Source organism: Pseudomonas sp. WS 5146, assembly GCF_012985495.1.
Classification (GTDB): domain Bacteria; phylum Pseudomonadota; class Gammaproteobacteria; order Pseudomonadales; family Pseudomonadaceae; genus Aquipseudomonas; species Aquipseudomonas edaphica.
Genome location: NZ_JAAQWL010000003.1, coordinates 716869 through 742370 on the forward strand (window position 1 = coordinate 716869; position 25502 = coordinate 742370).

Consider the following 25502-nt stretch of genomic DNA (forward strand, 5'->3'; position numbering starts at 1 on the left):
TCGCAAACTCAGGCTAGCATTGACGAACACCACTTTTTGCAACTACATTTAGTTACACGCAGGGAACGCCGTGTCCAAAAATGAAAAGCTGCTCGCCAAACTGCTCAATGAGCACATGGCTTTTACCTGGCCTGAGCTGGTAACGCTGCTGCACCAGCTCGGCTACAGACAGATTGAAGGGGCTGGAAGCCGCGTAAAATTCGATATCGGCAACCCCAGTGCAATGATCACCTTGCACAGGCCTCACCCTGGCAACGAACTGAAACACTACATTCGGCGCCAGATCATCGAACAATTGAAATCAGGAGAACTGATTCAGTGGACAACCAACTGAAACACCAAGGCTACATCGGCTCTATCGAAGCCAGCCTCGAAGACAACTGCCTGTTCGGCAAGGTGCTGTTCATCAAGGCACTGGTGAGCTACGAAGGCAAAACCGTCGCCGAGCTGGACGCGGCGTTCCGTGAGGCCGTGGATGACTACCTCGTAACCTGCCAGGCGCTGGGGCAAACCCCGGAGAAACCTTGCAAGGGTTCATTCAACGTACGCGTCGGCCACGACCTGCATTTGGCGGCGGCCCTGGCAGCGACGCGCAAGAAAGTAACGCTCAATGACCTAACGCGGCAGGCGTTGAATGAGTTTTTGCAACATCACTGCGCAGAACCTTTACCGACGCTCGGCTGACCGCCCAAGCGCCGATACCCAAACACCGCCGAGCCCAACACCACCGCCCCGGCCGCCAATGCCACCCAGAACCCGCTGGCAGCGCCAAAGTGGTCGATCATCCAACCGGAGCTGGCTGCACCAATGGCCACGCCGATGCTCAGGCCGGTGATCAGCCAGGTCATACCTTCGGTCAGGCGGCTGGGCGGCACCACCTGCTCCACCAAGGCCATGGATACGATCAGCGTTGGGGCAAAGAACAGCCCGGAGATAAAGATCGCCGCCGCCAGACCAGGGATATTGGTCACCAGTAGTAAAGGTAATGTGGTCAACGCCGTGGCCACGCCGCAAAACAGAAATTGCCGAGGCAGCGGCGCCTTGAGCTTGAGCATGCCAAAGGCCAAACCCGCCAGGCACGAGCCGATGGCATACACCGACAGCACGATACTGGCCGCCGCCGGTTGGCCCTGGTGTTGGGCAAAGGCTACGCTGACCACGTCCACCACACCCACGATCACGCCCATGGCGAGCAGCAGGATCATCAGGATCAATACCGACGGTGAAGCGATCAACCAGCGCCCGTGGTGGTCTTGTTGCGCGTGCACCGGCGGTTCTGTCGCGCGCTGCAGCACAAACGTGGTGACGCCAACCGCCAACAGCAACGCCGCCACCAACGGCCCCGCTTCCGGGAACAGCACCACGCACAGCCCCACCGAAATTGGCGGGCCAATAATAAAACACACCTCATCAAGCACCGACTCCAGAGCAAACGCGGTTTGCAGCCTGGGCTGGCCGCGGTACAGCTCGGTCCAGCGCGCCCGTACCATGGCCGACATGTTCGGCATGCAACCAGCCAGTGCGGCGAACACAAACAGCGTCCAGGCTGGCGCCTGCAAGCGTGTGCACAGCAACAGCAGCAACAACGCTCCGCCGCCGATCAGCGCCGCAACCGGCAGCACCCGACCTTGGCCATAGCGGTCCACCAGGCGGGACACCTGCGGCGCGCAGAATGCCGTCGCCAAGGCAAACACCGCCGCCACCGCGCCTGCCAGGCCATAACCGCCATGCACTTGCGAGAGCATGGTGATCAGGCCGATGCCGGTCATCGAAATCGGCATGCGCGCAAGCATGCCCGCGAGTACAAACGCCCGGCTGCCTGGGGCCTGGAATAACTCGGCGTAGGGATTTGCCATCCTGCTTAACCTCTTCCTCAACTCTTGAAACTTGCGATTTGCAGGTATCAAGGCAAAATACATACGGTGCGTATGTGACAAATCATGCGTAACATACGCAGCGTATGTCAATCACTCACTGAGATAACGCGAGCCTTACCCATGAGCCGAGTCCGTACCGAAATGATCGACGCCACCCGTGCCCGGCTGATCGCCAGCGCTCGCCAAGCCTTCGCTACCCAAGGCTACGCCAACACTTCGATGGATGATTTTACCGCGCGCGCCGGCCTCACACGCGGTGCGTTGTACCATCACTTCGGCGACAAGAAAGGTTTATTGGCGGCGGTGGTCGCCGAGATCGACGCGGAGATGGACGCGCGCCTGCAAGGCATCAGCGACCAGGCGCAGGAGCCCTGGAGCGGCTTTTGTGAGCGCTGCCGCGCCTATTTGCGCATGGCCCAGGATGGCGAGATCCAACGCATCGTGTTGCAGGATGCGCCTGCGGTACTCGGTGATACCGGTTCCCAGCAACAATGCGTGGAATCCCTGCGCCAGTTGCTGGAGGCGATGATGCAGGCCGGTGTCATCGCGCAAGCCCCCAGCGTCGCGCTGGCTCAGTTGATCAATGGCAGCCTGGTCAACACGGCCCTGTGGATCGCCCGTGACGAACACCCACACGTGCGCCTGCAAGAAGGTTTGCAGGGCCTGGAACTGTTACTGCAAGGCCTGAAGCAACCTGTCACACCAGCCGTTTGATCTGCTTGTGGCGCCACACCAAGCGGTAATAGGCGGTCTGCAACACCAGCATCGCCAGGTAGGTCACCGGAAACGCCATCCACACGCCTTCCAGGCCGAAGTGCGCGTTGAACAGATACGCCATTGGCAACTCGACACACAGCACACAGAAGATCGAAATCGCCACCGGCATCAACACCACGCCGCTGGCGCGCATGATCCCGCCGATCACCGCCTGGAACCCGAACACCAGGATGCTCCACAGCATGATATGCAGCAGGTGCTCGGCATTGAGCCGCGCCGCGTCGTCCGTGATGAACAAACCCAGCAACCAGTGGGACAACAAGTAACCCAACAGGATCAAGCCACCGGTGAGACACAGATTGATCACAAGCCCGGTGCGCAGGATCGGCCCGATACGCTCCAGACGCCCGGCACCAATCGCCTGGGCACCGAGGATCGAGGCCGTGATCGCAATCGACAGCGCCGGGAACTGCACATAGTTGACGATCTGCGTCACCGCGCCATAGGCCGCCGTAGCTTGTGAGCCGTGACCGTTGACCAGCGCCAGAATCACCAGCTCCGACAGCGACAACACCACCATCTGCAAGCCGGTTGGCAAGCCGATGCGCAGGACCTTGCCGAGGATGGCCCGGTCCAGGCGCAAGGCCGCGAGCAGTTCACGGTCCGGCGCCATCACATGGTTTTTATGCCGCAGGCGCAAAATCAGAAACAGCATGGCCGACGCGTTGCCCACCAAGCCTGCATACACCGCACTCTGAATCCCCATGGGTGGCAGGCCGATCCAGCCACGGATCAGCGCCGGGGTCAGCAGCAGGCCGACCAGGGTCGAGACCATCAACGCCAGCAACGGCGAAACCGTATCGCTCACTCCCCGTAACAGCTGGGTGTAGAGGATAAACACCAGCAACAGCGGCATGATCAACATCATCATCTGGGCATAACCCACTGCGTCGTCGAGCACATCGATTGGCGTACCCAACGCCTGCAACGCCGGGCGCGCGAACAGGCTGCCCAGCACTGCCGCGATCAAGCCCACCAGCGCGCCAAGTGTCAGGGTGGCGCCGGTAATCACCTTGACCATCGCAGTTTCCTGGGCGCCCCAGGCTTGCCCTATCAACACTGAAGCGCCCGCCCCCAGGCCGATCACCAACGCAATAAAGAAAAATACGATGGGGAACATCCCCGACACCGCCGCCAGCGCCTGGGTGCCGAGCATCTGCCCGACATAGATGCCGTTGAGGGTGCCGGAAAAGCTTTGCAGGAAGTTGGACAGCACCATGGGTGCCAAAAACATCAGGTAGATCTGCCACAACGGCCGCTTTGGGGTGACGTCCATGCTGGTTTGAATCCTTGAATTATTGTTATGCGGTAAAGGCATTGCGTGATAGCCAGGCCAGGTACGTCTGCACGTCTACCGGCCAATGCGCGATCTTATGGGAAAAGTCAGCACCATCATGGGCAAACAGCGCCCGTGACGCGTCTTCAAACCCTGGCAGGTCACCGCCGAGGGCGCTCATGAAACGATAGCTGGCTTCTTTAGCCTGGCGCATTTGATCATGGGCTGCGTGAACATTGCGCGCTTCATCCACCAACCGGCGTAACGCTGCCGACGCGCCGCCACGTTGTTGGCCCAGCCATTCCCAGTGGCGCGGCAGCAGAGTGACTTCCCGCGCAACCACGCCCAGCTTGGGACGCCCGACCGAAGGCGTCGCGGGAGGGGCTTCATCGACTTGGGCCGGTGCCGCTTGGACAGGCGCATAATCCGCAGGCCACGGATAATCGACCTGGGTGCCGGTGGCATCGTCGAAGACCAGGAAACTGCCGGTGGGCAGGTCAAGGCCCGCCAGCGCTTCGGCCACCTGGGAATAGGCGCCGGCTGCCACGCGTTGGTGACGGACAAAGGCAGTGCAGACTGCTGTATTTTGAATAGGCATTTATTATTACCCGGGCGATATTTATTTTACCCGGATTATATTAACTATATTTCAATAATCCGCAAACCGATGCGGTAAAAACCGTCGGCGCGGCCACACACTTGTCGCGTTAGCTGCAACCTGAACCTGTGGGAGCTGGCTTGCCTGCGATTGCGATTTGGCAGCTTGCATCTTCGGCGACTGGTTTACCGCCATCGCAGGCAAGCCAGCTCCCACACAAAAGCGGATCTTCATTGCGTTGAGATGAGCTAGCCACCAAAGGTCTGCGACGGCCGACGCAACGTCGGATCAAACGGGTTGATCCGTGGCCCGATCGCCGCCGCTTCGCGCTTGAGCAACTCCACCACCATCGGCAACCGGCTCGGCCCCAAGCGGTCACTGATGGTCGCCACACTCAGCGCCGCCACCGCGTGCCCGTCGCGATTCAGAATCGGCACCGCCAACCCGGCCATGCCTTCGAGCACGCCGGTGTTACGCGCCGCATAACCCAGACGCCGCACATTCTCGACCTCGGAGCGCAACAACACCTCGTCATACAGGTGAAAATCCTTGAGGCGTGGCAGGTTGTAGCGAATCACCGTCTCACGCTCCTCCTCCGGCAAGAACGCCAGAATCGCCAGGCTGCCCTGCCCCACGCCGAGCGCCACGCGCCCGCCGATATCGCCAGTGAAGGTGCGAATCGGATACGGCCCTTCGCTGCGGTCCAGGCAGATCGCATCAAAGCCGCTGCGCGCCAGCAAAAACAGCGAATCGCCCAATGAAGCACTCAGGCGCAACATGCTCGGGCGCACCAGATCGCGCAAATTACCAGTCTTGCCCGCGTTGGCCGCCAGGGCGAAGAACTCCAGGCTCAGGCGATAGCGCTTACTGCGCGCATCCTGCTCAACCATGCCCTCCTCCATCAGGCTGCGTAGCAGCCGGTGCGTGGTGGGTTGCGACAGCCCGACTTGCTGCGCGAGCTGAGTCACGCGCTCACCGCCTTCGGGCACTTCGCCCAACGTGCGCAATAACGCAAACAGCCGAGAGACGCTCCCAGCGCCGACTTCCTTACCGTTTTCATTCCGTTCAGTGGAATTCATAACACTTAATCTCGGTATACATTCTGGTGAATGAATAAAATTGAAAATAATAGTCCGTTCAGTGAAATTCCATCTTCCGCCCATCCTAGTCTTCGTCCTAATCTGCGTCCACAGGGGCGAAATGAACAACAACGAGCAGCCGACGTGAGATCGAGCGCCAACGCACCCGCAACACTCTTTTCGCATCTGCCCAAAACAAAAAAGCGCGTTTCGACGCGTCTCAAAAAAGGTGGAACGCAGACATGGCTTTTCTCCAACTCAACGCCTTGAGCAAACGCTACGGCGCCGTCGACGCTGTGGTCGCCACCGACCTTGCGGTGGAAAAAGGCGAGTTCGTTTCCCTGCTCGGCCCTTCGGGCTGCGGCAAAACCACCACGCTGCAAATGATCGCCGGTTTTGTGGACGTGAGCGGCGGGCAGATCCTGCTCGACGGCCGCGACATCACCCACGCCAAACCCGCCAGCCGTGGCTTGGGCGTGGTATTCCAGAGCTATGCGTTGTTCCCGCACATGAGCGTGCGTGACAACGTGGCCTTCGGCCTGAAGATGCGCAAAGTGCCGGCCGCCGAAATCGCCAGCAAAGTCAAAACCGTGTTGGAACTGGTACGCCTGGCCCCGCACGCCGAGCGCTACCCGCGTGAATTGTCCGGCGGCCAGCGCCAACGTGTGGCCCTGGCGCGTGCGCTGGTGATCGAGCCGCCCGTGCTGCTGCTCGATGAGCCACTGTCCAACCTCGATGCCAACCTGCGCGAAGAAATGCAGTTTGAAATCCGCCGCATCCAGTGCGCCGTGGGCATCACCACCTTGATGGTCACCCACGATCAGGCCGAAGCGCTGTCGATCAGCGACCGCGTGGTGGTGATGCAGGCCGGGCGCGTGACCCAGATCGACGCGCCCTACAAGCTCTACGAACACCCACGTACGCGGTTTATCTCGGACTTTGTCGGCAAGGCCAACCTGCTGGCCGGTGACTATGACGAATTCGGCACTGCGCAAGTGCGTCTTGTCGGCGGCAAAGGCGAACTGGTACTGAGCCTGCGCCCGGAAAAAATCCAGCTGGTGGATGCCGGCGCAGGCCGCCTGCAGGGCAAGGTTCTCGACAGTTATTTCTTCGGCAGCCAGTGGCTCTACCGCATCCAAACGTCTCTGGGCGAAATTACCGTGGTACGCAGCAATGACGGCAGCGCGCCGCTCGGCTGCGGCGCGCCGGTGGGCCTGGACTGGCACGCCGAATTGCTGCGTGTGCTGGCGGCCGATGAGGTGCGCGCATGAGCCGCGGTTATCTGTTGTCGCTGCCGGCGCTGCTGCTGTTCAGCGGCCTGCTGATCCTGCCGCTGTTCATGACCCTGGTGCTGTCGTTCAACGTGTTCGACTACCAGGTGGGCGTGAAGGCTGGTGAGTGGACCTTTGCCCACTACCTGTCGCTGTTCAGCGATGCGTACTTCTACGAGATCTTCTGGCGCACCTTCTGGATCAGCGCCCTGGTGACCCTGCTGTGCGTGGTGATCGGCGTACCCGAAGCCTACATCCTCAGCCGTATGGGCACGCCGTGGCGCTCAATCTTTTTGATTTTGATCCTCACGCCGCTGCTGATTTCGGTGGTGGTGCGCGCCTTCGGCTGGAGCTTGTTGCTCGGCGCCGATGGGCTGGTCAACCAAGTCATCCAATTCCTCGGCGGGCGCCCGGTGAAGCTGCTGTACACGCCGTTCGCCGTGGTGATCGCCCTGGTGCACGTGATGCTGCCGTTCATGATCATCCCGGTATGGACCTCGCTGCAAAAGCTCGACCCGTCGGCGGAACAGGCGGCGTTGTCGCTGGGCGCAAGCCAGGCCACGGTGATGCGCAAGATCGTATTGCCGCAAGTGATGCCGGGCGTGCTGTCCGGCACCTTGATCGTGTTCGGCTTGGCCGCCAGTTCGTTTGCGATCCCCGGCCTGCTCGGCGGACGCCGCCTGAAAATGGTCGCCACCGTGGTGTACGACCAGTACCTCTCGGAACTCAACTGGCCCATGGGCGCGACCATTGCGGTGGTGCTGCTGTTGGTCAATTTGCTGATCATGCTGAGCTGGAACCGCATGGTCGAAGGCCGCTACAAAAAGTCCCTGGGGGTTTAAGCGCATGTCCAGAAACGGTCCTTTGGCCCTCGGTTTTCATGGTGTGGTGGTGCTGTTCATGATGGCGCCGCTGGTGGTGGTGTGCCTGGTGGCCTTCACCCCGGAAAACACCTTGAGCCTGCCCACCTCGGGCTTCTCGCTGCGCTGGTTTCGGGCGGTGTTCGAGCGTGCCGACTTTATCCAGGCGTTCTACAACAGCCTGATCCTGGCGTTTACCGCCGCCACATTGGCCACGTTGATTGCAGTGCCCGCCGCCTTGGCGATCAGCCGTTATCAGTTCCCGGGGCGCAACTTTTTCAGCGCGTTGTTCCTCTCGCCGATCATCATCCCGCACCTGGTGCTGGGCGTGGCGATGCTGCGTCTTTTTGCGCTGATGGGCGTCAATGGCAGCTTCACCTGGCTAATGCTGGCGCACGTGGTGATCATCACGCCGTATGTGCTGCGCCTGGTGCTGGCGGCGGCCATCGGGATTGATCGCAGTGCCGAGCAAGCCGCCGAGTCGCTGGGTGCCGGGCGCTTCACGCTGTTCCGTCAAATCACCTTACCGATGATTCTGCCGGGCGTGGCCGGCGGCTGGTTGCTGGCGTTCATCAACAGTTTCGATGAAGTAACGCTGTCTATTTTTGTCAGCTCGCCAGCCACGCAAACCCTGCCGGTGCGCATGTACGTGTACGCCACCGAGTCCATCGACCCGATGATGGCGGCGGTCTCGGCGCTGGTCATTGCACTCACCGCAGCCACCATGGTCCTGCTCGACCGGGTGTATGGCCTGGACCGCGTACTGGTGGGGAAACATTGATGGCCTTGTTCAAACGCTTGGCCGAAACCCGGCGCCCTGCCCTGGCCTTCACCCTCGACGGGCAACCGGCCACCGGTTTGCTGGGCGACACGTTGCTCACCGCCATATTGACCTGCGCCGAGCACCTGCGCGGCAGCGATTTCAGCGCCGAACGCCGCGCCGGTTTCTGCCTGATGGGCGCGTGCCAGGACTGCTGGGTGCGGCTGGAGGATGGGCGCCGTGTGCGGGCTTGCTCGACGCTGCTGCAAGAGGGCCAGGCGATCAGCCGCGATCCGGGGCGTCAGGCATGAAACCGATCGTGATTGTGGGCGCAGGCCCGGCGGGCATCAGCGCGGCGCGCACCTTACTCGACCATGGCGTCAAGCCTTGCCTGGTGGATGAAAGCCTGCGCGGCGGCGGGCAGATTTACCGGCGCCAACCGGCTAATTTTCAGCGCTCGGCCAAGCAGCTGTATGGCTTTGAGGCGGGCAAGGCTACGGCCGTACACCGCACACTGGATGAGTTGGCGCCGCTGATCGACTACCGGCCCGAAACCCTGGTGTGGAATGCCGAGGACGGTCGCCTGGATATGTTGACTAACGGCTACGCCGAAAGCGTGGAGTACGCGCAGATTATCGTCGCCACCGGCGCCACCGACCGCATTCTGCCGGTGCCCGGCTGGACCTTGCCTGGTGTCTACAGCCTTGGCGCTGCGCAAATCGCGTTGAAATACCAGGGCTGCGCCATCGGAGAACGCGTGGCGTTGTGTGGCAGCGGGCCGTTGCTGTATCTGGTCGCGTACCAATACGCCAAGGCCGGGGCCAAGGTGGTGGCGGTGCTCGACAGCGCGCCGTTCAGTGCCCAGTGCCGTGCTTTGCCGGCGCTGCTGGGGCAACCGGCGACCCTGGCCAAAGGCATTTATTACCGTGCCTGGCTCACTGCCCATGGGGTTCCCGTGTATCAGGGCGCGACGCTCCAGCAAATCGACGGCGAGCAACGGGTGCGTGGCATCCGCTGGGATAAGCACGTAGTGGAATGCGATGCCGTGGCGTTCGCCCATGCGCTGCGCAGCGAGACGCAACTGGCGGATTTGCTCGGCTGTGAATTTGCCTGGAACAGCTTGAATCGCGCCTGGCTGCCACAGCGCGACAGTGCCGGGCGCAGTAGCGTCAGCAGCGTGTACCTGGCCGGTGACGGGGCCGGGATCATGGGCGCCGATGCCGCGCAGATGGCCGGTGAACGTGCGGCGTTGGCGGTCCTGGAAGATTCAGGCATTGCCATCGATCCGCTTCGCCCAACGCTGCTTGAGCAGCAACTGGCGGGTATCCAGCGCTTTCGCCGTGGGCTGGAAACCGCGTTCCCTTTCCCCGAGCAATGGGCTGCACAGGCGCCGGATGAGTTAATCCTGTGCCGCTGCGAAGAAGTCAGCGTCGGCGACGTACGCGCCGTCGTCGATGAAGGCCACTGGGAAATCAACCGGGTCAAAGCCCATTGCCGGGTCGGCATGGGCCGCTGCCAGGGCCGCATGTGTGGGCTGGCGGCAGCAGAGGTTGTGGCCGAACGCAGCGGTCGCGCCATACAAGACGTTGGCCGCCTGCGCGGTCAGGCGCCGATCAAGCCGCTGCCGTTTGGTGTGCAGGTGCAGCCATGATCGACGTGATCGTGTTGGGTGGCGGCATCGTCGGCGCCTCGGCGGCGTTGATGCTCGCGCAAAAAGGCCAGCGTGTGGCCTTGGTGGAGCGAGACTTTTGTGGCTCGCACTCCAGCGGCGTGAATTACGGCGGTGTGCGCCGCCAGGGCCGCCCCTTGCATCAACTGCCACTGTCACAACGCGCCCATGAACTGTGGGCCGACCTGCCGGGGTTGATCGGCATCGACGGCGAGTATGTGCGGTCCGGGCATTTGAAACTGGCGCGCAGCCATGGGGATTTCGCCGCGCTGCAAGCCTATGCCGAACAGACCCGTGGCTTTGGCCTGGGCTTGCAGTTGTTGGATTACACCGAACTGCGCGCTCGCTTCCCTTGGGTCGGGGATATCGCGGTGGGCGCCTCGCTGTGCCCTGAAGACGGGCATGCCAACCCGCGCCTGGTGTCGCCCGCTTTCGCCCGTGCGGCGCAGCGCCTTGGCGCGGCGGTGCACGAGCAGGCCGAAGTGACTCAGATCGAACATAACGGCCAGTGCTTCCAGGTGCGCTGCGCCAATGGCCTGCACCTGCACGCGCCGTGGTTGCTGAACTGCGCGGGGGCCTGGGCCGGTACGGTTGCCGCGCAATTTGGCGAGCCGGTGCCGATTACCTCGGCACACCCGGCGATGCTGGTGACCGAGCCGCTGCCGGTGGTGATGAACGTGAGCACCGGCGTTGAAGGCGGCGGGATTTATGCGCGGCAGGTCGCCCGTGGCAATTGCATCCTCGGCGGCGGCCGTGGTTTTGCCCTTGGCCCGCTGACGGCGCGCCCTGGGCAAGCGGCAGTTTTGGAGATTCTGCGCAACGCCGGCGAACTGTACCCGTTTCTCAAGGGTGCCCAGGCGATTCGTACCTGGAGCGGCACCGAAGGTTACTTACCCGATCATGAACCGGTGATCGGCCCCAGCAGCACCCAACCTGGCCTGCTCCACGGTTTCGGCTTTGCCGGCGCCGGGTTCCAGCTCGGCCCCGCCGTCGGTGAAGCCCTGGCAGAGATCGTCTGCACAGGCGCCAGCCGCCAACCCATCGAAGCGTTTTCCATTCGTCGTTTCCAAGCCTGAGAGGAAAAACCCATGAACCCACGTATCGCGCTGTCCTGCTTGCCCCTCGCCTTGCTCACCGCCACCGCCCATGCCGCGCCAACGCTATACTTGGGCATGAACGGCGGCACCATGGAACGGGTGTACGCCGACAAGGTGCTGCCCGCGTTCGAGAAGGCCAATAACGTCAAGGTGGTGATTGTGCCCGGCACCTCGTCGGACATCCTCGCCAAGGTCCAGGCCAACAAAGACAACCCGCAGATGCACGTGATGTTCCTCGACGACGGCATCATGTACCGCGCCATTTCCATGGGCCTGTGCGACAAACTCACACCCAACCCGACCCTGGACCAGATCCCGGCCAAGGCCAAAATCAAGGATGAAGCGGTCGCCGTGACCCTGGGCGTCACGGGCCTGGGCTACAACGCCAAGATGTTCAAGGAAAAAGGCTGGGCCGCGCCCACCTCATGGATGGACCTGGCCGATCCGCGATTCAAGGACAAAGTGGTGTTCCAATCGCTGGCCTCTTCCACCTTCGGCCTGCACGGCTTCTTGATGTTCAACCGCATCCAGGGCGGCTCCGAAACCAACGTGGAGCCAGGTTTCAAGGCCTGGCCAAAAACCATCGGCCCCAACGTGCTGGAATACATCGCCAGTTCCGCGAAGATTTCCGAGATGGTACAGACCGACGAAGCGGCGATCTTCCCGCTCACCCCAACCCAGGTCACCACGCAGCAATTGCTCGGCATCCCGATGGAATACGCCCAGCCCAAGGAAGGCGCAGTGGTGCTCAACGTGGCCGAATGCGTGATTGCGCGTAATGACCAGCCGGAACTGGCACAGAAACTTGCGGCCTTCTTGCTGACCGCCCAAGCCCAGGCGCCGGCGCTGGAAGAAGGTGACCAGATCCCGTCGAATCCGACTACGCCAACCACCGACAAAACCCGCGCGCGGGTGGAGGCCATGCAAGGTTACTTGCAGACAGCGATTTCGATTGATTGGGACCAGGTGAACCAGGCGCGGCCGGAGTGGAATGCGCGGTGGAGCCGCTCGATCGAGCGGTAGCGGGCAGGCCTGGTGTGCTCCCGCGTGACTGCGCGGGAGCTACGGGCAGCGAATGTTTGCCAGTTTCAGTCGCATGTCGTGATAGCGGTAAGTGTTTAGCAGAAGTATTCCCAGCAGTGGAAACACAACCCCCAACAGATAAGCCAGCGCGTGGGGCCGGTATTGAATGGTCGGTGTCACCACTATCAAGCAGAGGACAAAATAGCCCGTCTGCCATCCAGAGGACGCAACGCGCCCGCGTGCCAGCATCCAATGGCCAAGGCCAGATAAAATCATCAAGCCCAGCAACAGCGCAACGGTACATCCGGTTTGCATCGCCGGGCCAAGGCGGCGCAAATAGGTGGTGCTCGCCAGAAAGGTAGCGGCCCCGCCTGAAAGCAGGCTTACAACGACCATAAGCATAAATTCCGGCAGGAACCGGGCAACACGGTTTGCAGTTGACTCCCTCACGCGATAGCGCCCCCCGGCCAGACAAGGCCGCTTGTGCAAAAGCGTAGAGGGTAATCAGTAACTCCCAGCGAGTGATGTAGGACGCGTCTCATTTTTTAACGCGCAGAACTACCGCTCTAGCCACGAAACACCGGCACAGCACGTTACCGGGCCTGCAGTTAGCGCGTGGCCATCGCGCTCAGCTCTTCGCGACTACGGCTGATGACTGCACCGGCATTGAGCAACTCCTCTACCGCCGCCGCACCACCCGCCTCGCTGATGCCTCGGCACGCCGGCAGGTGCAGAACCACTTCCAAGCCAGCCTTGAGCAGTTGCAAGGCGGTGGTCTTGACGCAGAAGTCCAGGGCCAGGCCACCCACGATCACGCGACGCACGCCCTGGGCCTTGAGGTACTCGATAACCCCCGTGGACAGCTTGTCGTGCAGGTCGTGGTAACAGGCGCCATAGGGATGCAGGTCGGGTTCAACGCCCTTCCAGATGAAGTAGTCGTAGTCATACGGGGTGGGTAATTCGTCGAGCAAGGTGAAGCCTTCAGTGCCCGGCACACAATGACTGAGCCAGGTAAGGTCGGCATGCTCAAGGCCGGTGGGCTTGAGCATGTCGCCAGGTTGCGTGACCACCCACGGTGCTTGCGGGGTATGGGCGTCTTTGCTGCCGACACGGTAACCGGCAAGACTGGCCATGTAGTTGAGTTCGGCACCGATCTGGTCGCCACCGGCCACCGGCAGTTCATTGGGGCACAGCGGCGTGAAACTCTTTTGAGGGTCGACGTCGAATGAGGCAATGGCAGTTTTCGCAAGGGGCATGGCGGCACTCCTGTGAGGTGCAGGTAAAAGTAGACATGAGGGACGGCTGCCTCCACAAACACTTTGTTTACTTTTTTGAGCACAGTGTTGCCGTCCAAGAAGCTCAAAGATCAAAGGTGGGAGCTGGCTTGCCTGCGAAAGCGGTGGGTCAGGCAGCAAGACTGCAACTGATAGACCGCCATCGCAGGCAAGCCAGGCCCACACTTGACCTAGTTCATCCAGTTACCGCCGTCGACGTTGTAGGTCTGGGCCACGATGTAATCGGCATCTTTGGAGGCCAGGAAGATCGCCATGCCGGTCAAATCCTCAGCCGTGCCCATGCGCCCGAACGGCACTTCGGCCCCAACCCTTTGTTTCTTCTCGCCAGGCGCCAGCCCTTCATGCCTGGCAAACAGCGCATCCACGCCATCCCAGTGCTCGCCATCCACCACGCCCGGCGCGATGGCATTGACGTTGATACCCTGCTTGATCAGGTTCAAACCCGCCGACTGCGTGAGGCTGATCACCGCCGCCTTGGTCGCACAATACACCGCCACCAATGCCTCGCCGCGCCGCCCCGCCTGGCTGGCCATGTTGATGATCTTGCCGCCGTGGCCCTGGCGGATCATCTGGCGGGCCGCGGCCTGCAAGGTGAACAACGTGCCGCCGACGTTGATCGAAAACAGCCGGTCAAAGCTGTCGCGAGTGATATCGACGATGGGCGCCAAGTCGAACAGTGCGGCGTTGTTGATCAGGATATCGAGTTTGCCGGCATGGGCCACCACGGTGGCGATCGCGCCGTCGATGGAGGCTTGATCCGTGACGTCCATCGCGACCGCGTAAGCCAGTGGCCCCAGTTCGGCGGCTGTGGCCTGCGCGCGTTGCAGGTTGATATCGGCAATGGCAACCGTTGCGCCTTCAGCGATATAAGCCTGGGCAAAGACGCGGCCAATACCGCGCGCCGATCCGGTGATCAGCGCGCTTTTACCTTCGAGTCGTTTCATAAGGAAGTCCTGTTTACTTAGGATAACCGGCGCGTTTCATTTCGCGTTCGGTGGTGGACTGAGCCTCAAGCAGCGCCTGGTCAACCGTCATGCCGCCGGTAAGCGCCGCCGAGAACAGCTTGCCCACCGAGGTGCCGATGGCCTGGAACTCCGGGATGGTCACGTACTGAATGCCCACATACGGCACCGGCTGGGCCGACGGGTGCGCAGGGTCGGCGTGTTTCATCATTTCCAGCGTCACCTGGGCAAACGGCGCGGCCTTCAGGTAAGCCTCGCTGTAGGTGGACTGGCGAGTGCCCGGTGGTACGTTGGTGATGCCTTCTTTGTCGGCGACCAGTTGGATGTAGTCCTTGGAGGTGGCCCAGGCAATAAAGGCCTTGGCGGCGTCCTTGTGTTTGGACGTGGCCGGGATGGCCAGGGACCAGGCATAGAGCCAGGAAGAGCCTTTGTCGGTGACTTCGGTCGGCGCGGCGGCAAACCCTACACTGTCGGCCACTTTGCTCTGGGTTTTGTCGGTGGTGAACGAGCCGGCGACGCTGGCATCCACCCAGATCGCGCACTTGCCGCTGTTGAACAGCGCCAGGGTTTCGTTGAAGCCGTTGCTGGAGACGCCTGGCGGGCCGTAGTTTTTCAGGGTGTTTACGTAATAGTTGGCGGCGGCCGTCCATTCAGGGCTGGTCAGCTGCGGCTTCCACTGTTCGTCGAACCAGCGTGCGCCAAAAGCGTTGGCCATGGTGCTCAACAAGGCGATGTTCTCGCCCCAACCCGCTTTGCCACGCAGGCACATGCCGTATTGGTCTTTATCTTTTACCGTGAGTTTGGCGGCAAACTCACCGAGCTGAGTCCAGGTCGGGTGCGCAGGCATGCTCAGCCCCGCTTGCTTGAACAAGTCGGTGCGGTAGTAGGTAACGGTGCTTTCGCCATAAAACGGCAACGCATACAGGGTGTTGTTGACCGACAAGCCTTGGCGCACCGAAGGGAAAATATCCTCGGCGTCATAGTTGGCAGGCAGTTCGGTCAGCGGTTCCAGCCAGTGTTTGGCGCCCCACAATGGCGTCTCGTAGGTGCCGATGGTCAGCACATCGAATTGCCCGCCCTGGGTGGCGATATCGGTGGTGAGGCGTTGGCGCAGCACGTTTTCTTCGAGCACCACCCAATTGAGCTTGATGTCCGGGTGCTGCTGCTCGAACACCTTGGACAGGCGCTGCATGCGGATCATGTCACTGTTGTTGACTGTGGCGATGGTCACGGTGTCGGCGGCGTAGCTGGGCATGGCCAGCGCCAGGCCAGTCAGCAGGAACAGTGCGTGTGGAAGCTTGAGCATGGCGGTATCCACCTGTTGTTTTTGTTGTTGAGTTGCGATTACAGCAGCTTGGTCAAGGCCTCACAAACGAATGGCGAATGCGCTGCTGATACTTTTTTAACCCGCACTTGAAAGTCAAAAAAGTATCAGTGCCGGGCAAAACCTGGGGTAGCGTACTGATTGCCGGTACGCGTATTTTGGCGTTATCCAATGTATAAGAGGCATTACCGTGCCCGTCAGCCGCGACAAACTATTCGAACATCGCCCCGCCGAACTCGAAGTGATCCTGCCCGAGCCGGACCACTGTTTTCGCTGGTTCGAACATGACTACCCGTATGACCTGGCGCGCTGGAACCACCACCCCGAGTTTGAGATCCACCTGATCCGCCAAGGCAGTGGCAAGTTGGTAGCGGGCGACTATATCGGTGCGTTCAGCGCCGGGCATGTGGCGCTGATCGGCCCCGACCTGCCCCACGACTGGATCGGCGACCTGGCCCCTGGCGAATACCTGACTGGCCGCGACGTGGTGCTGCAATTCGACGGCGCCGCCCTGCTCGCGCTGCGCAAAACCCTGCCGGAACTCGGCGACTTGCAACCGCTGTTCGAACAGGCCCGGCGCGGCCTTGAATTTACTGGCGAGACCGCTGTACAGGCAGCCGGGTTGATGGAAGCCATCGGCAACGCCCAAGGCCTGCAACGGTTGATCCTGTTCCTGCAACTGCTCGACACGCTAAAGAATGCACCCCAGCCGCAGGTAAAGGCGCTGGCCAGCCCCTGCTACGCGCCAACCCTGGATGCGCGCAGCGCCGAACGCATCAACAAAGCCTTCGATTACCTGATGCGCGAGCTGACCGGCGACTTGCGCCTCTCGGTCATCGCCCAGCAACTGCAGATGAGCGAACCCGGCTTCTCACGCTTCTTCAAACGCAACACCGGTCACGGGTTTATAGACCTGATGCGCAAGTTCCGCGTGCAACGCGCCTGCCGCCTGTTGCTGCAAAGCGACATGTCAGTGGCGGACATCTGCTTTGAAGTGGGCTACGCCAACCTGTCCAACTTCAACCGGCACTTTCGCATCGAGATGCACCAGACGCCGAGCGAGTATCGACGCGAAACCGCGATGCATTTATTCAACCGAATCGAGAAATTGACACCCAGCCAATTTTGACCAAAAGGTCGACTAATCCCTGTTTTTTCCATACTGCTCAACCCTTTGAGCAAAGTTGGTACGCCACGTGCAAACGTTTGCGGAACGAACTTGGCCGCCAAGTTCACCACTACCCGCAGAAACGGGTTCCAACCGCGTAAGAATAGGGATTTTCAATGCACCTCACCTCAAGGCGTCCCGCTTGTTTTGGTGTTTCCTTGCTACTGGCCGCCGTTACGGGAGTACTCAGCGCACCCATTTTGGCGCAGCAAAAACCCACCGATGACTCAGCACAGGGCGAAACCCTCAGCCCTGAAACCAAAAGCCCGGAAGCCAGCCCGGTAAAAAAAGGCGTGTACATGTCGGACTGGTTCAACCAGGACCTGACCCTGATCGGCAGCAAAGACATCAGCTTCGGCCCCAAGCCGCAGGATGATGTGTACCTGGAATACGAGTATTTCGGCCGCAAAGGCCCGTTCGAGCTGTATGGCTATATCGACGTGCCGAAAATCCTCGGCATCGGTAACAGTAATGACAAAGGCGCGTGGGACCATGGTTCGCCGGTATTTATGGAGCATGAGCCGCGTATCTCCATCGACTACCTGGCCGGCCGCAGTTTGGCCATCGGTCCGTTCAAGGAATGGTATGTAGCCTTTGACTGGATCTACGACCACGGCAGTAACAAGTCCAACCGCGCCAACACTTTGTACAGCGGCCTGGGCACCGACATCGACACCCATTCGCGGGTCAACCTGTCGGCCAACTTCTATGGGCGCTACCAGTGGGAAAACTATGGCGCGAGCAACGAATACTCGTGGGACGGCTACCGTGCGCAAATGAAATACATCGTGCCCATCAGCAGCTTCGATAACGGTGCCTCGCTGACCTACATCGGCTTTACCAACTACGATTTCGGCTCGGACTTGCACAAGGACAACCCGGCGCGCACCGCCAATTCATTGGTGGCCACCAACGTGCTGTTGTATTCGTTCACCCACCTGCGCTTCACCCTGGTCGGTCGTTACTTCCACAACGGCGGCAACTGGGAGGATGGCAGCGAGCTGAATTTTGGCGAAGGCAACTTCCGCGCCCGCTCGGATGGCTGGGGCTACTACGCCGGTGTCGGTTACCAATTCTGATCAAGGAGCTATAGATGAACATGCTTACCCGTCTCTCGATGGCCATCGGCCTGGCCTTTTTGCCCCACGTGGTGCTGGCCGATGCTGCGGCGCCGATCAAACCCAAAGTGATGCTGATCACCATGTTCGCCCCCGAGGCGCAAACCTGGATCGACCGCCTGGAACTCAAGCAGGAAGTCCGTGTGCCAGGCCTGTCGGCCGAATACCCGGTGATCCGCTGCAACACCCAGGACGTGTGCCTGCTGGTGACCGGCATGGGCCAGACCAACGCCGCCGCGTCCACACTGGCCCTGGCGTTGTCGCCCAAGTTCGACCTGCGCCAGAGCTACTTCCTGATTGCCGGGATCGCCGGCATCAGCCCTAAACACGGAACCATCGGCACCGCCGCCTGGGCGCATTACCTGGTGGAGTTCGGCACCCAATGGGAGCTGGATTCGCGCGATGCGCCTAAAGACTGGCCAACCGGTTACATCGGCATCAACACCAAAGGCCCCAACGAAAAACCACCGTTGGACTACAAGACCGAAGTATTCGAGCTGAACCCGAAGTTGCAGGCCAAGGCGTTTGCCTTGTCGCAAAAGGTAGAGCTGAGCGAAAGCAAGGAATCCAGCGCCTGGCGTAAACACTACCCGTCCGCGCCGGCCAACCAGCCGCCGCAAGTCACACGCTGCGACACTTTGGCGGGCAACACCTGGTTCTCCGGCACACGCCTGAGCGAACGCGCCGAGGTCTGGACCAAGTTGCTCACCGACAACAAAGGCGAGTACTGCACCACCCAGCAGGAAGACAACTCCACCTATGAAGCCTTGCTGCGCGCCAGCCGTGAAGGGTTGGTGGATATTCAGCGCTTGGCGGTGGTGCGGGCCGGCTCTGATTTCGACCGGCCGTATCCGGGTTACAGCGAAGTGGACAACTTGCTGAAGTATGCGGACCAGGGCGGGTTTGTACCGGCACTGGAGAACCTGTACCGCACGGGCAATCCGCTGGTACAGGCGATCCTGAAGAACTGGTCGGCCTGGGAAAAAGGCGTCCCTGAAGCCTAGTAAAAATCAAAATGTGGGAGCTGGCTTGCCTGCGATAGCAGTGGATCAGTCAATCATTCTCTGACTGACAGACCGCCATCGCAGGCAAGCCAGCTCCCACACTTTTAAGTCACGGGGTGGGCTACATTCAGCGCCTTGTCGACCAGCAGTTGCAAACCTTCCAGCATCCGACAGATACCCAGCGCGACCTTGTGTTGAAATCGTTCCCACGCTCCGCGTGGGAATGCCGCCCCGGACGCTCCGCGTCCCGCCATAGAGGATGCAAGGTGACGCGGAGCGTCACAGGATGCATTCCCACGCAGAGCGTGGGAACGATCTTAGCCCCCCATTCAAGCTACGGGGTGGGCCACATTCAGCGCCTTGTCGACCAGCAGTTGCACACCTTCCAGCATTCGGCAGATACCCAGCGCGACATTGCGTTGCGAACCCTCGATTTCAAACGCGAGGTGGTTGGCGATATCACTGATGGAAGCCAGATCCTGGGAAGCATTGACCAGCAAGGTTTCCGTACCCAAGTCTGCGCGCACGGTGAAGATGCCTTCGCTGGATTCAGGAATGGGTTTACCGGGGTTGAGATAGTGATTGATCGCGCGGTAGGCGACTTCGTGCAGGGTGCTGGTGTCGTAGTCTTGATGGACTGGGGGGTTGGGGCTGTCTTTGATCATGGTGGAATCCTTCGGGAGTGGAGCCGCCACGTTTCGCGGTCAAGCGAAATAGGGTGGCAGCTATACGCGGGTTGACCGACCGGTCCCAAAGTAGCCCGGCATACCCTAAGGTATCCCGCGTACAGCTGCCGCGACACGATACAGCAGACGTAAAAAAAACGCCTGATTCGATGCGGCACATACATTTGGGGGGCAGACGGTCAAATCCGGCCGCTGAATTGGCAACGACGGCAGTGAGGTTAGTCAGCCCGCTTCCGAGCGACAACCTGAAACCTTTGTGGGAAACGTCCGATCAAAAACAGTCCTCAAACCCAGTGAAGATCAAAATGTGGGAGCTGGCTTGCCTGCGATAGCGGTGGATCAGTCAATAACTCTCTGATTGACAGACCGCCATCGCAGGCAAGCCAGCTCCCACACTTTTTAACCGCATTAAGGCAGGAAGATGACCTTGTCCGCGCTGCCTTTGTTGACTTCCTCGTAGCACTGCACCCCATCCGCCAACGCCACCTCACGCAACCCTGTCGGCAACGGCAGCGAACCCTCATCAAAAAACCGCCCAAACTGCTCCAGCATCACCGCACATTGCTCGCAGTTGTAGAGCAATGAATTGATGCCCACCACCGAGCCGCCCTTGCGGTACAACGCCAGCGCCGGCAGCTGCACATGCCCATCAACCGGCGCCGCGATGATCGCTATGCGACCGAACGCGGCTAACCCTGCGACAGCCGCCGGCAGCCAGAAACCGGTGGTGTCGAAGATCACATCGGCGCCGCCCTTGAACACCGCATTCACCTGCCCGCCCAATGCGTCCGGTTGGCCCAGGGCAATCGCGTCGAAGCCCTGCGCCTGCAACGCCTCGACCTGATCCGCTTTGCGCACCGCCGCCAGCACCTGCGCACCGCGAATTTTCGCCAGCGCCAACGCCGCGCTGCCTACAGCACCATTGGCGCCAATCACCAGCAGCCGCGTGCCTTTGCCGACACCGCTGCGCTCCAGCGCATCCCAGGCGGTGGTGTACGGCACACCGAGGCTGGCAGCCTGGGCAAAGCTTAGATGCGTCGGTTTATGCGCCACGCCTTTCGCCGACACCGTGAGGTACTGCGCGTGGGAGCCATCGGCAAAAAAGCCGAGGTCACGGCCGGTGCCCCACACTGCCTGGCCAACCAATTGCTGCGGGCCTTCCACCACCACACCGGCAAAGTCCCGGCCGGGAATACGCGGCAACGTCGTGTAGGGAAACCGGCCAAGTACGTTTTTAACGTCGCTGGGGTTCAAACCCGCCGCTTTAACCTGGACCAACACTTCACCGGCAGCCGGCAGCGGCTTGTCGACTTCAACGAAACTGAGGGCGGCGAGGTCGCCGGTGGCGGAAAATTGCAGTGCTTTCATGGCCAATATCCATCGAAGTGGAAAAAGAAATCAGGACAACCAACCGCTGACCAGCTCACGGCCCATGGGCCAGAGCTTCTCGCCGATCAACATCCCCATCAGCCCCACCAGGGCAATGGCAGGCGGCGCGGGTGAGCGAAAGTCCAGGGCACCATAGATCACGCCGACAAACAGGCCGATGGCGAGGGAAATGAGATAGTTCATAGGGGATAGTTCATAGGGTTTACGCCGGGTGGGTTGATGCGCTCAGTGTAGTGAGCACACCCCCGAAGCATCGGCCAAGTGCTTCAGGATTTCGGCCAAAGCCTCAACCGACGTATTGCGACGGTGCCACACCCAGTTCACGGCGGAACATGTCGCTGAAGCTGCTCGGCGAATAGCCCAAAGAGCGGGCAATGCCGCTCACCGACTGGCCCTGGATCAGTTCCGCCACCGCCGTGGCTAGCTGCACCTGACGGCGCCATTCGGCAAAGCCCATACCGAGGTTGTTCTGGAACAACCGCGCCAGGGTGCGCACGCTGGCACCCGCCGCTTCGGCATGTTGCTCAAAGGGGATTTCCAGCGAGGGCGCCGCCATCACTGCCTGGCAGGCATTTATCAAACGGCGGTCCGCCCCCAGTGGCATGGCAATGCGGATCTGCGAGCGCCGCGCGCGTTGCAACTCTAACAGCGCCAGACCGACTACGGCGTCGTAATAGGCTGTATCACCGTAATCGCCTTGATCAACCAGCGTGACGATCAGCTCACGCAGCAGCCCGCCGACTTCAATCACCTGCACCTGGCTGTCCAGCGTCGCCGCCAAGGCTGGGCGCAGGTAGATATTGCGCATCTGCAAGTCCGAGACCACGCGAATCCCGTGCTCCACACCCGGTGGCAACCACACGGCGCGCTGCGGCGGTACTACCAGGGCTTCGCGCGGTGTTTCAACCCACATCACCCCGCTCATGGCGTAGAGCAACTGGCCCCAGTCGTGGCTGTGTGGCTCCACATACAACCCACGGGGGTAGGTGCGCGCCAGTGGTTGCACGGGGACGGCATGATCAGTGAGGTCGGGAGGCGCGGCCAGGGCCATGAAGCACACATCAATCAAGGGTGAGCGGCCATGGTAATGACCGCCACCCGATAAGCCGAGCGGATTTTTAGCCGTGGGCAGACTTGGCGCACTCGCAACCGGTCGACGAGGCACACGGTTCGCCATGCGCATGGTGCTCGGCGCAGCCTTGGCAGCAGTAGCCCTTGCCGTCTTTCATCACCGCGTTGGTGCCCAGTACGCATTTGCAGTGTGGGCAGGCACAGGTTTTATCAGCCATGTTCAGACTCCTTTTGCATGGTCGTCCAGGTGCAACGGGCGCTGCACCTTAAGCAGTGACTACCGGCAAGGTTTCAAGGTTCACCGCCGTTAATCGGCCAGTCGGCTGTTGCTGCGGTACATGAACACCAGCGCCACTGCCAACAGCAGCATTGCCACGATACGGCTGCCCGACAGTTCGATGGCCGGGTTGCCCAGCCAGCCGAAGTTATCGATCAGCATGCCCATGCCCAACTGCCCGACGATCACCGCCACCGTGGCCACTGCCGTCCCCACCACGGGCACTGCGCCGACCATGACCATCATGTACACCACGCCAAACAACGCGCCGGTCAACTGCCATTTGGGCACGTCCAGCAAGCTCACGGCCTGTGCGGGTTCGAAGAAGAAAATCAACAACGCCGTGCTGATTGCGCCCACCGCAAAGGTCAATAAACTGCTGCGCAACACGCCGACCGTCTGGCCCAGCCGGCCGTTGATCGCGGCTTGCACACTCAGCACCGCACCGGCGGCAATCACCAGTACCAACAACAGAATCAGATTCATCGCTTTAACCCCGTGCAATCAGAACAAGTGCCGCCACAATCAACGCCAGGGCAATCCAGCGTTCGCCATTGACCCGTTTACGCGCGGTGCCGAACCAACCGAAATGGTCGATCAGCACGCTCTTGCCGACCTGGCCCGAGAGGATCGCGACCATGGTCATGGCGATGCCGATATGCGGCGTAGCCAAAGTCAGCACCACCACGTACATCGGTCCCAAAAAGCCGCCGATCAACTGCCAGCGCGGCAGGTCGGTGAGTGCCGGGCCTTTTTGCGGGCCGCTGAACAGCAGCAGCAAAAACAGAATCGCCGTACCGACGCCAAAGATGCTCAACGTCGCCCACAAATGCCCGACCTGTACACCCAATGGCCCGAGCAAGCCGGCCTCAACCGACAGGCCCATGCCCGCCAGAATCACCAGCGGCAACAGCAGCAATCGCAATAGGTTTTTTTTCGGCCTGGCCTGCGCCACGCCTTCGATGGAACTTGCCTGCATACATCACCTGCGTATCAAAAAAGGAAACATGGCGCGCATTATCCGGTGGCCGTCTTGTGCGATAAATGGGAGCATGCAAACAACACCTTTGCGCATTACGCACAGCACGGAGCCACGATGCAGGGTTTGAATGAACTGAGTTTCAAGGCATTGCGCCTGTTTGTAGCCGTGCTGGATCACGGCAGCTTTTCCGAAGTGGCACGTCGCGAAGGGCTGGCGCCCTCCTCCATCTCACGGCAAATCCAATTGATGGAACAGGCGCTCGGCCAGCAATTGCTCTACCGCCATACGCGTGCGGTCAGCCCCACCGAAGCCGGGCGGCTACTGGGGCGTCATGCGCGCCTGATGCTGGAACAGTTGGAGGCCGCCGGCCAGGCCCTGCAAGAGCAGGAAAGCGAACCCAGCGGGCTGGTGCGCATCAACGCGCCGATGGTATTCGGCCAACGCCACCTGTCACCGTGGCTGGGCGAGTTGTGCCGTCGCTACCCCAAGCTACAGTTGGATATCCAGCAAACCGACACCTACGTCGACCCGCTGCAAGACGGCACCGACCTGCTGTTTCGCATCGGCGTGCTGAACGACTCCAGCATGCAGGCGCGCATCTTCGCGCCGCAGCGTTTTCGCCTCGCGGCCAGCCCCGCCTACCTGGCCCGGCATGGCACGCCGCGCCACCCCGAAGAACTGGCCAACCATCAATGCCTGGCCTACAAAGGCATCACCGGCCAGCAGCGCTGGTTCTTCCGCCGCGGCCAGGGCGACTGGACGCCTTACAGCGTCAAAGGCCCGATCACCGGCAACCACGCCGACACCCTCACCCACGCGGCGGAACAAGGCCTTGGGCTGGTGGTGTTTCCGTCCTGGCTGATCGGCGAAGGCTTGCGCGCCGGCACCTTGCAGGCGGTACTCACGGAGTACGACGTGGCCACCACCCTTGAACCGCAACAGATTGCCGCGCTGTGGCCAGGCAGCCGGCGGCTGTCGCTGAAGGTGCGCACGGTGATTGATTATTTTGTGGAGTGTTTTGGAGCGGTGCCGTATTGGGATCGGTGAGGCTCCTCCCTCTCACTGGAAAAGCATTGGAAGGTAAAAATTCCTCGTGGGAAAAGTAGGCTCGTTCTGATTTTTCGGGCCACTATTTCAGACACGGCATATGGCAGGCAGACTTTGGCTCAATCTTTTTTTGGAGAGGTGCCATGGGTTTCGTTTATCAAAAACAATCGCGCTCTGAACGCGCGGCTAAAGCCGGTCGTCATGCCGTCTTTGATAGCTCAGCTGATTTTGGCTATATTTGGCCAAAACATGGAGATCGCCACATGATTACCGTACCGCTGGGTGAAGCAAAAAATAATCTGTCAAAGCTGGTCGATGAGGCTGCTGCTGGCAAAGTGATCACCATCGCCAAGCATGGGCGTGCGATGGCACAGCTCGTCCCCGTCGGAAAGGCCAAAGGCCGCCGGATTGGCGCAATGAAAGGCAAGCTCATTATCCCCGAAGACTTTGATGCGCCTTTACCCGATGACCTGCTGGATGCGTTTGAGGTCAACCCTTTATGAGGGTGCTATTGGATACCCATATTCTGCTGTGGACACTGAGTGATGACCCCAGGCTATCCAATAAAGCCAAAAAATTGATTGAAGACGCTGCTGAGATTTACGTCAGCGCTGCAACCTTCTGGGAAATGGCGATCAAGGTAGGCTTGGGAAAGCTCGAGGTGCAGCTGGATGAAATTCGTGAATACTGCCTGGAGAGCGGTTTCACCGAATTGCCGATCACCCCAGAACACGCGATTGCAGTGAAGGATCTTGAGCACCACCATAAAGACCCGTTCGACCGGCTTATCGTTGCGGCAGCCATGAGCGAGCCGATGAAACTGCTGACGGCCGATCCGCAGGTTGCCCAGTACACATCCTTGGCAATTCTGGTGTAGACCGCGTTGGAGCGA

31 protein-coding genes are annotated in these 25502 nt (G+C 60.7%); 16 read left to right on the forward strand and 15 right to left on the reverse strand.

Annotation, left to right across the window (positions count from 1 at the left end):
* Nucleotides 1–70: 70 nt before the first annotated feature.
* Nucleotides 71–334 carry a type II toxin-antitoxin system HicA family toxin gene (locus HBO41_RS11965; RefSeq protein ID WP_017139593.1) on the forward strand — a complete coding sequence of 88 codons (264 nt, stop codon included), beginning with the start codon at nt 71–73 and terminating at the stop codon, nt 332–334.
* The gene (locus HBO41_RS11970) at nt 319–684 is read left to right on the forward strand and encodes a type II toxin-antitoxin system HicB family antitoxin (RefSeq protein ID WP_017139594.1); all 366 of its coding nucleotides are present in this window, start codon (nt 319–321) and stop codon (nt 682–684) included. Before HBO41_RS11965 ends, HBO41_RS11970 begins: the two co-directional genes overlap by 16 nt.
* Here HBO41_RS11970 and HBO41_RS11975 read toward each other — a convergent pair.
* Nucleotides 651–1856, reverse strand: a complete 1206-nt coding sequence (locus tag HBO41_RS11975; RefSeq protein WP_169986365.1) for an MFS transporter — start codon at nt 1854–1856, stop codon at nt 651–653. The genes HBO41_RS11970 and HBO41_RS11975 overlap by 34 nt on opposite strands.
* Before the next feature lie 141 nt (nt 1857–1997).
* On the opposite strand from HBO41_RS11975, the gene HBO41_RS11980 reads away from it, so the two are divergent.
* Entirely contained in the window at nt 1998–2591 is a 594-nt protein-coding gene (locus HBO41_RS11980; protein WP_169986367.1) for a TetR/AcrR family transcriptional regulator, read from the forward strand.
* Here HBO41_RS11980 and HBO41_RS11985 read toward each other — a convergent pair.
* From HBO41_RS11985 to HBO41_RS11995, 3 genes are all read right to left on the reverse strand, one after another.
* A complete protein-coding gene (locus HBO41_RS11985; RefSeq protein WP_169986369.1) occupies nt 2575–3930 on the reverse strand; it encodes an MATE family efflux transporter in 1356 nt (451 codons plus the stop codon). The genes HBO41_RS11980 and HBO41_RS11985 overlap by 17 nt on opposite strands.
* A gap of 25 nt (nt 3931–3955) precedes the next feature.
* Complete coding sequence (locus HBO41_RS11990) at nt 3956–4528, reverse strand: DUF2239 family protein (protein WP_169986371.1); 573 nt, start codon at nt 4526–4528, stop codon at nt 3956–3958.
* A 248-nt stretch (nt 4529–4776) separates the two neighbouring features.
* On the reverse strand, nt 4777–5607 hold the full coding sequence (locus tag HBO41_RS11995) for an IclR family transcriptional regulator (protein ID WP_017139599.1): 831 nt from the start codon (nt 5605–5607) through the stop codon (nt 4777–4779).
* A 242-nt stretch (nt 5608–5849) separates the two neighbouring features.
* Between HBO41_RS11995 and HBO41_RS12000 the strand changes: the two genes are divergently transcribed.
* Genes HBO41_RS12000 through HBO41_RS12030 form a run of 7 tightly spaced genes read left to right on the forward strand, consistent with a single transcriptional unit; the run spans nt 5850 to nt 12287 of the window.
* A complete protein-coding gene (locus tag HBO41_RS12000) occupies nt 5850–6878 on the forward strand; it encodes an ABC transporter ATP-binding protein (protein ID WP_017139600.1) in 1029 nt (342 codons plus the stop codon).
* Nucleotides 6875–7720 carry an ABC transporter permease gene (locus HBO41_RS12005; protein ID WP_017139601.1) on the forward strand — a complete coding sequence of 282 codons (846 nt, stop codon included), beginning with the start codon at nt 6875–6877 and terminating at the stop codon, nt 7718–7720. Before HBO41_RS12000 ends, HBO41_RS12005 begins: the two co-directional genes overlap by 4 nt.
* Nucleotides 7721–7724: 4 nt before the next feature.
* Complete coding sequence (locus tag HBO41_RS12010; RefSeq protein WP_099549278.1) at nt 7725–8519, forward strand: ABC transporter permease; 795 nt, start codon at nt 7725–7727, stop codon at nt 8517–8519.
* The gene (locus HBO41_RS12015) at nt 8519–8809 is read left to right on the forward strand and encodes a (2Fe-2S)-binding protein (RefSeq protein WP_017139603.1); all 291 of its coding nucleotides are present in this window, start codon (nt 8519–8521) and stop codon (nt 8807–8809) included. The genes HBO41_RS12010 and HBO41_RS12015 overlap by 1 nt, the downstream gene beginning before the upstream one ends.
* Complete coding sequence (locus tag HBO41_RS12020; RefSeq protein ID WP_169986373.1) at nt 8806–10149, forward strand: NAD(P)/FAD-dependent oxidoreductase; 1344 nt, start codon at nt 8806–8808, stop codon at nt 10147–10149. The genes HBO41_RS12015 and HBO41_RS12020 overlap by 4 nt, the downstream gene beginning before the upstream one ends.
* A complete protein-coding gene (locus HBO41_RS12025; RefSeq protein ID WP_169986375.1) occupies nt 10146–11243 on the forward strand; it encodes an FAD-binding oxidoreductase in 1098 nt (365 codons plus the stop codon). Before HBO41_RS12020 ends, HBO41_RS12025 begins: the two co-directional genes overlap by 4 nt.
* 12 nt (nt 11244–11255) lie before the next feature.
* Entirely contained in the window at nt 11256–12287 is a 1032-nt protein-coding gene (locus HBO41_RS12030; protein WP_017139606.1) for an ABC transporter substrate-binding protein, read from the forward strand.
* A 39-nt stretch (nt 12288–12326) separates the two neighbouring features.
* Here the strand turns inward: HBO41_RS12030 and HBO41_RS12035 are convergent, their stop codons facing one another.
* The 4 genes from HBO41_RS12035 to HBO41_RS12050 form a co-directional block, all read right to left on the reverse strand.
* A complete protein-coding gene (locus HBO41_RS12035) occupies nt 12327–12683 on the reverse strand; it encodes a hypothetical protein (RefSeq protein WP_169986377.1) in 357 nt (118 codons plus the stop codon).
* 212 nt (nt 12684–12895) lie between these two features.
* The gene (locus HBO41_RS12040) at nt 12896–13543 is read right to left on the reverse strand and encodes a nicotinamidase (RefSeq protein WP_017139608.1); all 648 of its coding nucleotides are present in this window, start codon (nt 13541–13543) and stop codon (nt 12896–12898) included.
* A 209-nt stretch (nt 13544–13752) separates the two neighbouring features.
* Complete coding sequence (locus HBO41_RS12045; protein WP_017139609.1) at nt 13753–14526, reverse strand: L-iditol 2-dehydrogenase; 774 nt, start codon at nt 14524–14526, stop codon at nt 13753–13755.
* A 13-nt stretch (nt 14527–14539) separates the two neighbouring features.
* A complete protein-coding gene (locus tag HBO41_RS12050; protein ID WP_407073962.1) occupies nt 14540–15799 on the reverse strand; it encodes an ABC transporter substrate-binding protein in 1260 nt (419 codons plus the stop codon).
* Nucleotides 15800–16058: 259 nt separating this feature from the next.
* Here HBO41_RS12050 and HBO41_RS12055 point away from each other — a divergent pair, with 259 nt between their 5' ends.
* The 3 genes from HBO41_RS12055 (at nt 16059) to HBO41_RS12065 (ending at nt 19158) form a co-directional block, all read left to right on the forward strand.
* Nucleotides 16059–16997, forward strand: a complete 939-nt coding sequence (locus HBO41_RS12055) for an AraC family transcriptional regulator (RefSeq protein ID WP_017139611.1) — start codon at nt 16059–16061, stop codon at nt 16995–16997.
* A gap of 155 nt (nt 16998–17152) precedes the next feature.
* Nucleotides 17153–18115: a nucleoside-specific channel-forming protein Tsx gene (locus HBO41_RS12060; RefSeq protein ID WP_017139612.1), complete on the forward strand. Its 963-nt coding sequence runs from the start codon at nt 17153–17155 to the stop codon at nt 18113–18115.
* Nucleotides 18116–18129: 14 nt separating this feature from the next.
* The gene (locus HBO41_RS12065; RefSeq protein WP_169986379.1) at nt 18130–19158 is read left to right on the forward strand and encodes a purine nucleoside permease; all 1029 of its coding nucleotides are present in this window, start codon (nt 18130–18132) and stop codon (nt 19156–19158) included.
* Nucleotides 19159–19487: 329 nt separating this feature from the next.
* Here the strand turns inward: HBO41_RS12065 and HBO41_RS12070 are convergent, their stop codons facing one another.
* The 7 genes from HBO41_RS12070 to HBO41_RS12100 all read right to left on the reverse strand — a co-directional run bounded on the left by HBO41_RS12070 (nt 19488) and on the right by HBO41_RS12100 (nt 23560).
* A complete protein-coding gene (locus tag HBO41_RS12070) occupies nt 19488–19823 on the reverse strand; it encodes a DUF6124 family protein (RefSeq protein WP_099549271.1) in 336 nt (111 codons plus the stop codon).
* 429 nt (nt 19824–20252) lie between these two features.
* Nucleotides 20253–21212: a zinc-binding alcohol dehydrogenase family protein gene (locus HBO41_RS12075; protein WP_169986381.1), complete on the reverse strand. Its 960-nt coding sequence runs from the start codon at nt 21210–21212 to the stop codon at nt 20253–20255.
* Between the two features lie 30 nt (nt 21213–21242).
* A complete protein-coding gene (locus tag HBO41_RS12080; RefSeq protein WP_017139616.1) occupies nt 21243–21416 on the reverse strand; it encodes a DUF1427 family protein in 174 nt (57 codons plus the stop codon).
* Between the two features lie 103 nt (nt 21417–21519).
* Nucleotides 21520–22284, reverse strand: a complete 765-nt coding sequence (locus HBO41_RS12085) for a helix-turn-helix transcriptional regulator (RefSeq protein ID WP_017139617.1) — start codon at nt 22282–22284, stop codon at nt 21520–21522.
* 67 nt (nt 22285–22351) lie between these two features.
* On the reverse strand, nt 22352–22522 hold the full coding sequence (locus HBO41_RS12090) for a metallothionein (protein ID WP_017139618.1): 171 nt from the start codon (nt 22520–22522) through the stop codon (nt 22352–22354).
* An 89-nt stretch (nt 22523–22611) separates the two neighbouring features.
* Nucleotides 22612–23067 carry a DMT family transporter gene (locus HBO41_RS12095; protein WP_017139619.1) on the reverse strand — a complete coding sequence of 152 codons (456 nt, stop codon included), beginning with the start codon at nt 23065–23067 and terminating at the stop codon, nt 22612–22614.
* 4 nt (nt 23068–23071) lie between these two features.
* Nucleotides 23072–23560, reverse strand: a complete 489-nt coding sequence (locus tag HBO41_RS12100) for a DMT family transporter (RefSeq protein WP_099549268.1) — start codon at nt 23558–23560, stop codon at nt 23072–23074.
* Between the two features lie 117 nt (nt 23561–23677).
* Here HBO41_RS12100 and HBO41_RS12105 point away from each other — a divergent pair, with 117 nt between their 5' ends.
* The 3 genes from HBO41_RS12105 to HBO41_RS12115 all read left to right on the forward strand — a co-directional run bounded on the left by HBO41_RS12105 (nt 23678) and on the right by HBO41_RS12115 (nt 25487).
* Nucleotides 23678–24610: a LysR family transcriptional regulator gene (locus HBO41_RS12105; protein WP_017139621.1), complete on the forward strand. Its 933-nt coding sequence runs from the start codon at nt 23678–23680 to the stop codon at nt 24608–24610.
* A gap of 143 nt (nt 24611–24753) precedes the next feature.
* Nucleotides 24754–25113, forward strand: coding sequence for a type II toxin-antitoxin system Phd/YefM family antitoxin (locus HBO41_RS12110; protein WP_262380290.1), 360 nt, complete (start codon nt 24754–24756; stop codon nt 25111–25113).
* Nucleotides 25110–25487 (forward strand): type II toxin-antitoxin system VapC family toxin, encoded by a 378-nt coding sequence (locus HBO41_RS12115; protein ID WP_026013886.1) that lies wholly within the window; start codon nt 25110–25112, stop codon nt 25485–25487. Before HBO41_RS12110 ends, HBO41_RS12115 begins: the two co-directional genes overlap by 4 nt.
* Nucleotides 25488–25502 lie beyond the last annotated feature (15 nt).

What these genes read in the sequence shown, in the direction of transcription:
- HBO41_RS11975 (WP_169986365.1), bottom strand. Translation starts at nt 1,856, where the DNA reads ATGGCAAATCCCTACGCCGAGTTATTCCAGGCCCCAGGCAGCCGGGCG.
- HBO41_RS11980 (WP_169986367.1), top strand. Translation starts at nt 1,998, where the DNA reads ATGAGCCGAGTCCGTACCGAAATGATCGACGCCACCCGTGCCCGGCTG.
- HBO41_RS11985 (WP_169986369.1), bottom strand. Translation starts at nt 3,930, where the DNA reads ATGGACGTCACCCCAAAGCGGCCGTTGTGGCAGATCTACCTGATGTTT.
- HBO41_RS11990 (WP_169986371.1), bottom strand. Translation starts at nt 4,528, where the DNA reads ATGCCTATTCAAAATACAGCAGTCTGCACTGCCTTTGTCCGTCACCAA.
- HBO41_RS11995 (WP_017139599.1), bottom strand. Translation starts at nt 5,607, where the DNA reads ATGAATTCCACTGAACGGAATGAAAACGGTAAGGAAGTCGGCGCTGGG.
- HBO41_RS12000 (WP_017139600.1), top strand. Translation starts at nt 5,850, where the DNA reads ATGGCTTTTCTCCAACTCAACGCCTTGAGCAAACGCTACGGCGCCGTC.
- HBO41_RS12005 (WP_017139601.1), top strand. Translation starts at nt 6,875, where the DNA reads ATGAGCCGCGGTTATCTGTTGTCGCTGCCGGCGCTGCTGCTGTTCAGC.
- HBO41_RS12010 (WP_099549278.1), top strand. Translation starts at nt 7,725, where the DNA reads ATGTCCAGAAACGGTCCTTTGGCCCTCGGTTTTCATGGTGTGGTGGTG.
- HBO41_RS12015 (WP_017139603.1), top strand. Translation starts at nt 8,519, where the DNA reads ATGGCCTTGTTCAAACGCTTGGCCGAAACCCGGCGCCCTGCCCTGGCC.
- HBO41_RS12020 (WP_169986373.1), top strand. Translation starts at nt 8,806, where the DNA reads ATGAAACCGATCGTGATTGTGGGCGCAGGCCCGGCGGGCATCAGCGCG.
- HBO41_RS12025 (WP_169986375.1), top strand. Translation starts at nt 10,146, where the DNA reads ATGATCGACGTGATCGTGTTGGGTGGCGGCATCGTCGGCGCCTCGGCG.
- HBO41_RS12030 (WP_017139606.1), top strand. Translation starts at nt 11,256, where the DNA reads ATGAACCCACGTATCGCGCTGTCCTGCTTGCCCCTCGCCTTGCTCACC.
- HBO41_RS12035 (WP_169986377.1), bottom strand. Translation starts at nt 12,683, where the DNA reads ATGGTCGTTGTAAGCCTGCTTTCAGGCGGGGCCGCTACCTTTCTGGCG.
- HBO41_RS12040 (WP_017139608.1), bottom strand. Translation starts at nt 13,543, where the DNA reads ATGCCCCTTGCGAAAACTGCCATTGCCTCATTCGACGTCGACCCTCAA.
- HBO41_RS12045 (WP_017139609.1), bottom strand. Translation starts at nt 14,526, where the DNA reads ATGAAACGACTCGAAGGTAAAAGCGCGCTGATCACCGGATCGGCGCGC.
- HBO41_RS12050 (WP_407073962.1), bottom strand. Translation starts at nt 15,799, where the DNA reads ATGCCCAGCTACGCCGCCGACACCGTGACCATCGCCACAGTCAACAAC.
- HBO41_RS12060 (WP_017139612.1), top strand. Translation starts at nt 17,153, where the DNA reads ATGCACCTCACCTCAAGGCGTCCCGCTTGTTTTGGTGTTTCCTTGCTA.
- HBO41_RS12065 (WP_169986379.1), top strand. Translation starts at nt 18,130, where the DNA reads ATGAACATGCTTACCCGTCTCTCGATGGCCATCGGCCTGGCCTTTTTG.
- HBO41_RS12070 (WP_099549271.1), bottom strand. Translation starts at nt 19,823, where the DNA reads ATGATCAAAGACAGCCCCAACCCCCCAGTCCATCAAGACTACGACACC.
- HBO41_RS12075 (WP_169986381.1), bottom strand. Translation starts at nt 21,212, where the DNA reads ATGAAAGCACTGCAATTTTCCGCCACCGGCGACCTCGCCGCCCTCAGT.
- HBO41_RS12080 (WP_017139616.1), bottom strand. Translation starts at nt 21,416, where the DNA reads ATGAACTATCTCATTTCCCTCGCCATCGGCCTGTTTGTCGGCGTGATC.
- HBO41_RS12085 (WP_017139617.1), bottom strand. Translation starts at nt 22,284, where the DNA reads ATGGCCCTGGCCGCGCCTCCCGACCTCACTGATCATGCCGTCCCCGTG.
- HBO41_RS12090 (WP_017139618.1), bottom strand. Translation starts at nt 22,522, where the DNA reads ATGGCTGATAAAACCTGTGCCTGCCCACACTGCAAATGCGTACTGGGC.
- HBO41_RS12095 (WP_017139619.1), bottom strand. Translation starts at nt 23,067, where the DNA reads ATGAATCTGATTCTGTTGTTGGTACTGGTGATTGCCGCCGGTGCGGTG.
- HBO41_RS12100 (WP_099549268.1), bottom strand. Translation starts at nt 23,560, where the DNA reads ATGCAGGCAAGTTCCATCGAAGGCGTGGCGCAGGCCAGGCCGAAAAAA.
- HBO41_RS12105 (WP_017139621.1), top strand. Translation starts at nt 23,678, where the DNA reads ATGCAGGGTTTGAATGAACTGAGTTTCAAGGCATTGCGCCTGTTTGTA.
- HBO41_RS12110 (WP_262380290.1), top strand. Translation starts at nt 24,754, where the DNA reads ATGGGTTTCGTTTATCAAAAACAATCGCGCTCTGAACGCGCGGCTAAA.
- HBO41_RS12115 (WP_026013886.1), top strand. Translation starts at nt 25,110, where the DNA reads ATGAGGGTGCTATTGGATACCCATATTCTGCTGTGGACACTGAGTGAT.